Genomic DNA, 7,082 nt, shown 5'->3' on the forward strand with positions numbered 1-7,082 from the left:
CGTTGTAATAGTGTCTACGATACCGATGATAGCAACTTCATCACCAACTTTAACGATACCTTGCTCAATACGACCAGTTACAACAGTACCACGGCCTTGGATTGAGAATACATCTTCGATTGGAAGAATGAATGGTAGATCGATAGCACGCTCTGGCTCTGGAATGTAACTATCTAGAGCTTCAGCTAGTTCAACAATCTTAGCTTCCCACTCAGCTTCGCCGTTTAGCGCGCCTAGTGCAGAACCCATGATTACTGGGCAATCATCACCTGGGAAATCGTACTCAGAAAGAAGTTCACGAACTTCCATCTCTACTAGCTCAAGTAGTTCTTCATCATCAACCATGTCACACTTGTTCATGAATACGATGATGTAAGGAATACCAACTTGACGACCAAGTAGGATGTGCTCACGCGTTTGTGGCATAGGGCCATCAGTCGCAGCAACTACTAGGATACCGCCGTCCATTTGAGCAGCACCAGTGATCATGTTTTTAACATAATCGGCGTGTCCAGGACAGTCAACGTGTGCATAGTGACGTGCAGGAGTATCGTACTCTACGTGAGAAGTAGAGATAGTGATACCGCGCTCGCGCTCTTCAGGAGCGTTATCGATAGATGCGAAATCTTTAGCAACACCACCGTACACTTTTGCAAGTGTAGTACAGATAGCAGCAGTTAGAGTTGTTTTACCGTGGTCAACGTGGCCGATAGTACCAACGTTAACGTGCGGTTTTACGCGTTCGAATTTTTCTTTAGACATGGATAGTCCCTCTGGGCACGGTATTTAGTGGCATTACGACCACACAACCAAACATGGGTTTGTTGAGTATATAACAAATTGATAAATATTGACTGAAGAGTGGTGCTGATAGGCAGATTCGAACTGCCGACCTCACCCTTACCAAGGGTGCGCTCTACCAACTGAGCTATATCAGCACACAAGAAGTGTGGAGCGGGCAGCGGGAATCGAACCCGCGTCATCAGCTTGGAAGGCTGAGGTAATAGCCATTATACGATGCCCGCAAAAACTTATTTACTCGTAGCGCTATTTAACTATTTGAATAATGGTGGTGGGAGAAGGATTCGAACCTTCGAAGGCAGTGCCGGCAGATTTACAATCTGCTCCCTTTGGCCACTCGGGAATCCCACCGAAATTCTTGAAACTGGTGCCGACTACCGGAGTCGAACTGGTGACCTACTGATTACAAGTCAGTTGCTCTACCTACTGAGCTAAGTCGGCTTAATTGATGCGCATTCTAGATAATGATTATTTTTGATGCAATACCCTAGCTGCTTTTTTTTGTGCTTTTTTTATTAATTGTCGTAAATTTATCCATTATCGACATTTCGCATACAAAGCAAGTCCTTCAAGAACTAATTCTGATCGGTGCTTATAATGTTTAATATCATCAACAGGAAGATGACGCACACCGCCGCCACATAGCACCACCTCAGGCTCGACCGCTAATTTTTCACGAGCTTCTTTTAGCCCATATTCAATCAAACCAATCAAGGCTGCCCGGCAACCATTTTTAAGTCCATCGGCAGTATTATCAGCTAGTTGCAAGCTATGACAATGCTCATGATCAGAAAACACCTTGGTGGTATTTTCTAATACCACTTTCATCATTAACTGATAACCCGGTGCAATCCAGCCACCAAGGTGCTTTCCATCGCCACTTAAAACATCAAATGTCAATGCAGTACCAATATCGACGATCACGGTTGGACGCTTAACTTGTTGATGAATAGCAACTAAAGTTAACCAGCGATCAACACCTAAATACTGATATTCGCTATAACCATTTTTAACCCCAAAATCCTTACGCATCGTTTTCACTTGTAACACAGGAATATTAGCGACTTGTGCAATACGCTGAATAGTATTATCGACCTCAACGGGACCAACACTGGCAAAAACAATTCGCTTAATTTTTTGCTCTAAAATAGGATCAAGTACTAACTCTAGCTTCTTACTCGGATACTTACCGAACAACTCTACCTGACCCGTTACTTGTAATAGGGCAACCTTAACGTAAGTATTTCCCGCTTCAATTAATAATTGCATTAACAACCTCTAAGGCTGATTTCACCACCAACATAAGCAGTAATACCATAATCCGTTTCAAGTAATAACGCGCCTTGCTCATTAATACCACGAGCAATTCCCTCAACCACACGATCACCAATAAGTAATTTCACCGGACGGTTCAAAAAGTTATCGATCTTATTCCATCGTTCAACAAAACCACGAAGACCGATCTCTTCATATTCATTTAACGTTTGATGAATGCGACTAATTAATGTTGCCGCTAATACATTACGAGACGGTAGCGGAGAACACGCTGCACTTAAATTGGTCCACGCCTGATCAATCATATCGGTCGCAACCGTTGGCATCGCAATATTTAATCCCATGCCAATCACTAAATGTGCTGCATCACCGGCCTTTCCCGTCATTTCAACTAAAATACCGGCTAATTTTTGATCCCGATAATAAATATCATTAGGCCATTTGACTCGAACATCCGACGCACCAACTTGCTGCAATGTTTCTGCGATAGCTACGCCAACGACCAAACTTAATCCCATAGCAGCCGCAACACCAGCTTCTAAGCGCCAATAGGTGGATAAATAGAGATTACTACCAAAAGGAGATTGCCACTGTCGACCTCGTCGTCCACGACCAGCTTGTTGATATTCTGCTAAACAAACTGCGCCATTGGGTAACTGTCCGATCTGATTAAGCAAATGCTGATTAGTCGAATCAATCACCGGAATTAATTCTAACTGTGAGCAATGAACTAATTCAGCAATACGTTGATTATCAAGTAACTCAATCGGTGCTGCTAAGCCGTAACCTTTTCCTTGAACACGATATAAATCAAGCCCCCATTGCTGAATAATTTTAATTTGCTTGGCAACCCCAGCACGTGACATCCCCAATGCCAGTCCTAGTTTTTCACCTGAATGAAATTGACCATCTGCTAATAGACGAATAAGGGCTAAACGGGTTGAATGATCTTTCATGATGCTAGGATCTCACTCAAATGTGTCTCAGCATTCGCCGCCATAAATCGCACTTCATGTTCCAAACCGACACCAAATTTCGTTACAACGCTATCAACAACATATTGTGCTAAGTAAATAACATCTTCGGCGGTTGCTGTACCAATATTCGTTAGCACAAGAGCCTGTTGTGGATGTATTTTCGCACCGCCAATTTGATACCCTTTTAAACCACATTGATCAATCAACCAACCAGCAGCTAATTTAACATGCTGATCATCAACACCATAACTAGGCATTGATGGATAGTCAACAAGTAGCTTATCACGTAATATTTTAGAGATAATGGGGTTCTTAAAAAAGCTGCCTGCGTTACCAATTTTACAAGGATCGGGTAATTTGGCTTTACGCACATCACACACAGCATCAAACACTTGCTGAATAGTCACCGTTGTCGCATCAAATTGATTTAAAGGTGCATAAGCAATTTGCGGGTGCCATTGCTTCGATAAACAAAAACCAACCGCCACAATAATATGACCATCTTTTAATTGATGCTTGAAGATCGAATCTCGATAGCCAAACTGGCAAACAGCGGCGTCATAACGTTTAACCTCATTGGTATTAACGTCTAACACATCAACGTACTGACAAACATCCTTGAGTTCGATACCATAAGCACCAATATTTTGAATAGGTGATGATCCAACACAACCTGGGATCAGTGCTAAATTTTCTAAACCACCAATATTATGTTTTACACACCAGCTCACCAGTTGATGCCAGTCTTCACCGCCTCCGACATGTAAACAAAAACTCGTAGCAGTTTCTGTTAACGCAATACCTTTAATTCGATTAAGAATAATCACACCTTGATAGTCTTCACAAAAAAGTAAATTACTTCCTTGCCCAACAACCAATTTAGGCATCGTATTAAAATTTGAGTCTCGCCAAATAGTAACAAAATCATCAATACTCTCGGCTTCAACTATCTGTGCGGCTACAGCATCAATACCAAAGGTATGATAAGGCGCTAACCCATGATCAGGTAAAACTTTCATGTTAATTTAAGACCATATCTTTATACTAATTGGACTATTTTACCCGATTCAATCTCACAACGCAGTGTTTTCCCATGAGCCAAGTTCACTATCAACAGCTAAATCCAATTCGATTACCGATCGTCAATAAACTCTATAAAGATTTTTACCCTGCAGGCAAAGCAAAACGTGATGAAACCCTATGGATTGGTGAATCACAACAGAAAATTATTTGCTGTGTTCGATTTAAACATATTGGAGAGTTACAGCTATTAACGGGCATGCTAGTTACACCTGAATATCGAGGCCAAAAAATTGCCACTCAATTACTGCAGCATGCCATTCCACAGATGCAACAAAAAGCCTGCTATTGTTTTGCATTTAAAGAACTTGAAGCACTCTATAAATATGCAGGATTTATTACGCTACAGCCTCAACAATTACCCCACGATTTACAACAACGGTTTGAACGTTACTGTAATAGCGGAAAAAAACTCATTCCCATGCACTATAACGCTCAGCCATAATCACAATTTAGTGAGACAGTTATATATCTGACAATGAGATAGGTTGACTTGACAATTTTTCTGATATAATTCGTATCTTAACTCAAATTTATCTTCTTATAGATCGTGTAAACGAGGCGATAATGGATTCAGCTATTGCTAACAGGCAGTACATAGATCAACTGCCGTGTATTGCGCACAAGCCCGAAAATTTAGAGACTCTTTTTGACGCGAGCTCTTTCAGACAGCGTTTATACCAAGAAATTGATTCAGCATCTCAACGCATTTATATCGTTGCTCTTTATCTACAAGATGATGAGGCTGGTCGCGGTATATTGACTGCCCTATACGAAGCAAAGCAACGTAATCCAGCGCTAGACATAAAAGTCTTCGTTGATTGGCATCGTGCTCAACGTGGTCTGATTGGCGCCAGCCAATCTGATGGTAATGCTGCGTTATACAGAGAATATGCAGAAAAGTATCAACACTCAATAGAGGTGCTTGGTGTCCCTGTTCGTAATCGTGAAGTCTTTGGTGTATTGCATTTAAAAGGCTTTATTATCGACGATACAGTGATATACAGCGGTGCTAGTCTTAATGATGTGTATCTCGCACAACACGACCGTTACCGTTACGATCGCTACCATGTCATCAAAAATAGTAAACTTGCTAATAGCATGGCAACGTTTATTACTGAAACTTTAGTCGAAAGTGATGCGGTTAATTGTCTAAACCAAGCTGTACGTCCTGATACAAAATCATTAAAAAGTGCAATTAAAGATCTCCGCTCGGAATTACAGCAAGCAAGCTATCACTATATTGCAGAATCGATTGCAGCAGACGAAGTAGGTTTAACACCACTAATTGGTTTAGGTAAGCGTCGTAACCAGCTCAACCAAGAAATTTGTGCATTAATTGCCAGTGCGCAGAAAGAATTAACCATTTGTACACCTTATTTTAATTTTCCTCGTGGTGTTAGCAAAGAAGTTATTAAAGCATTAAAACGTGGTGTTAAAGTCACTATCGTTGTCGGAGATAAAACCGCTAATGATTTTTATATACCACCATCAGAACCTTTCAAAACTATTGCCGGTTTACCTTATCTTTATGAAGTAAACCTCCGTAATTTTGCAAAAAATAATGAAGCGGCGATTGCGAGCCGTCAATTAGCGATCCATCTATGGAAGCACGACAACAATAGCTTCCACCTCAAAGGTATCTGGGTAGATAATCAATATATGCTAATCACGGGTAATAACTTAAATCCGCGAGCATGGAAACTTGACTTAGAAAATGCAATACTTATTCATGATAAAAATCAACTTCTTGCACAACAAACACAACAAGAAATTGACTGTATACTAACTCATACCACCTTGATTGGTAGTTATAAACAAATCGAAAAAATCGACAGTTACCCGACCAAAGTGAATAAATTAATTAAACGGATCCGTCGTGTTAAAGCTGATCATATTCTTAATCAAATTCTATAGCGACTGAACAATGCGCGGCAATAACCTTAATTGCTGCGCTATTTTTATTAAGCCCCTCAACGTTCTATATTCCTCCCAGCTTAACTTTTAATATAATCTTTATACTAATAGGCATGATTTTCTAATTTGATAATAATGCGCTTGCTTTGGCACACATCAAAGAAGATAAGCCTCAGATTCAAATTACTAAATATCTCAACGTTAGCCGAACAAGTGTTAATAAATAGGTTAGTGTCTTTCTTAAAGAAGGCTTAAAAACCGGTAGTGGTCGTCCTGCATTTCTCACATCTAAACAACGTGAGCAATTATCCAATTATATTAAATTTAAAGCTCAAGATTCTTCGGGTGGGCGATTAATAAGTGCGGATATTCATGCTTATATTCTCAAACAATTTGATAAAAACGACCATCCAGATTCTATCTATTATCTACTTAAGCATATGGGATTTTCGTGGATAACGTCACGGTCAAAACAATCACAACAAACTCAGGATAATTTAAAATTGAAACGATCATTAAGATCCCTAGACATATAAAGCTCGATAAGGTCGACGTATGGTTTCAAGATGAAGCAAGGTTTGGACAACAAAATACCACTACCCGTCTTTGGGCTGAGCGAGGAAATCAACCAAGAGCGATAAAAAACAGCAGTTTGAATATATTTATCTATTTGATTCGGTGTGCCCAGCAAAAGGAATTGGAGAGGAGTTAGTGGTACCTTCGGTAAATTGAAGAAATAATAGCTGAGCACCTTGCTCACAAATCACCGAAAAGGTCGTCATGCTATTGTCGTGATGGATCAGGCTGGCACACTGACGATATTGCCAATCCGTTTAATAATCTCAGTATCATCAAACTTCCACCCTACTCCCCTGAACTTAACCCAATTGAACAAGTTTGGAGTTAATTACAACAACACTATCTCGCTAATCAAAGTTTTGCTGATGATAACAACATTGTAGATAAAGTCTATGTTGCATAGAATCGCTTTAATGAATCGGCTTTACGTATCACTACAATGTGTTCAAGAAA

General features: G+C 40.2%; 8 protein-coding genes and 4 tRNA genes. 4 read left to right on the plus strand and 8 right to left on the minus strand.

The window, feature by feature from the left end; translation table 11 throughout:
- The 8 genes from BTO21_RS19050 to murB form a co-directional block, all read right to left on the minus strand.
- Window positions 1-762 (minus strand): elongation factor Tu (locus BTO21_RS19050; protein ID WP_146107840.1); only part of this gene is annotated, 762 nt, incomplete at its 3' end.
- A 100-nt stretch (window positions 763-862) separates the two neighbouring features.
- A tRNA-Thr gene (locus BTO21_RS19055) sits at window positions 863-938 on the minus strand.
- Between the two features lie 12 nt (window positions 939-950).
- Window positions 951-1,025, minus strand: a tRNA-Gly gene (locus tag BTO21_RS19060).
- A 42-nt stretch (window positions 1,026-1,067) separates the two neighbouring features.
- Window positions 1,068-1,152, minus strand: a tRNA-Tyr gene (locus BTO21_RS19065).
- 14 nt (window positions 1,153-1,166) lie between these two features.
- Window positions 1,167-1,242 (minus strand) — tRNA-Thr (locus BTO21_RS19070).
- A 96-nt stretch (window positions 1,243-1,338) separates the two neighbouring features.
- Entirely contained in the window at window positions 1,339-2,070 is a 732-nt protein-coding gene (locus tag BTO21_RS19075; protein ID WP_045032812.1) for a type III pantothenate kinase, read from the minus strand.
- Entirely contained in the window at window positions 2,070-3,032 is a 963-nt protein-coding gene (gene birA / locus BTO21_RS19080; protein WP_045032810.1) for a bifunctional biotin--[acetyl-CoA-carboxylase] ligase/biotin operon repressor BirA, read from the minus strand. Before birA ends, BTO21_RS19075 begins: the two co-directional genes overlap by 1 nt.
- On the minus strand, window positions 3,029-4,072 hold the full coding sequence (gene murB / locus BTO21_RS19085; RefSeq protein WP_045032808.1) for a UDP-N-acetylmuramate dehydrogenase: 1,044 nt from the start codon (window positions 4,070-4,072) through the stop codon (window positions 3,029-3,031). Before murB ends, birA begins: the two co-directional genes overlap by 4 nt.
- A 74-nt stretch (window positions 4,073-4,146) precedes the next feature.
- Between murB and BTO21_RS19090 the strand changes: the two genes are divergently transcribed.
- The 4 genes from BTO21_RS19090 (at window position 4,147) to BTO21_RS20435 (ending at window position 6,957) form a co-directional block, all read left to right on the plus strand.
- The gene (locus tag BTO21_RS19090) at window positions 4,147-4,578 is read left to right on the plus strand and encodes a GNAT family N-acetyltransferase (protein ID WP_045032806.1); all 432 of its coding nucleotides are present in this window, start codon (window positions 4,147-4,149) and stop codon (window positions 4,576-4,578) included.
- Between the two features lie 122 nt (window positions 4,579-4,700).
- The gene (gene pssA, locus BTO21_RS19095; protein ID WP_045032804.1) at window positions 4,701-6,050 is read left to right on the plus strand and encodes a CDP-diacylglycerol--serine O-phosphatidyltransferase; all 1,350 of its coding nucleotides are present in this window, start codon (window positions 4,701-4,703) and stop codon (window positions 6,048-6,050) included.
- A gap of 368 nt (window positions 6,051-6,418) precedes the next feature.
- On the plus strand, window positions 6,419-6,586 hold the full coding sequence (locus BTO21_RS19100; protein ID WP_275658189.1) for a hypothetical protein: 168 nt from the start codon (window positions 6,419-6,421) through the stop codon (window positions 6,584-6,586).
- Between the two features lie 203 nt (window positions 6,587-6,789).
- Entirely contained in the window at window positions 6,790-6,957 is a 168-nt protein-coding gene (locus BTO21_RS20435; protein ID WP_368735851.1) for a transposase, read from the plus strand.
- The last annotated feature ends 125 nt before the right edge of the window (window positions 6,958-7,082 follow it).

This window comes from Photobacterium phosphoreum (assembly GCF_002954725.1).
In the GTDB taxonomy this organism is placed as follows: domain Bacteria; phylum Pseudomonadota; class Gammaproteobacteria; order Enterobacterales; family Vibrionaceae; genus Photobacterium; species Photobacterium phosphoreum.

What these genes read in the sequence shown, in the direction of transcription:
- BTO21_RS19090 (WP_045032806.1), top strand. Translation starts at nt 4,147, where the DNA reads ATGAGCCAAGTTCACTATCAACAGCTAAATCCAATTCGATTACCGATC.
- murB (WP_045032808.1), bottom strand. Translation starts at nt 4,072, where the DNA reads ATGAAAGTTTTACCTGATCATGGGTTAGCGCCTTATCATACCTTTGGT.
- pssA (WP_045032804.1), top strand. Translation starts at nt 4,701, where the DNA reads ATGGATTCAGCTATTGCTAACAGGCAGTACATAGATCAACTGCCGTGT.
- birA (WP_045032810.1), bottom strand. Translation starts at nt 3,032, where the DNA reads ATGAAAGATCATTCAACCCGTTTAGCCCTTATTCGTCTATTAGCAGAT.
- BTO21_RS19075 (WP_045032812.1), bottom strand. Translation starts at nt 2,070, where the DNA reads ATGCAATTATTAATTGAAGCGGGAAATACTTACGTTAAGGTTGCCCTA.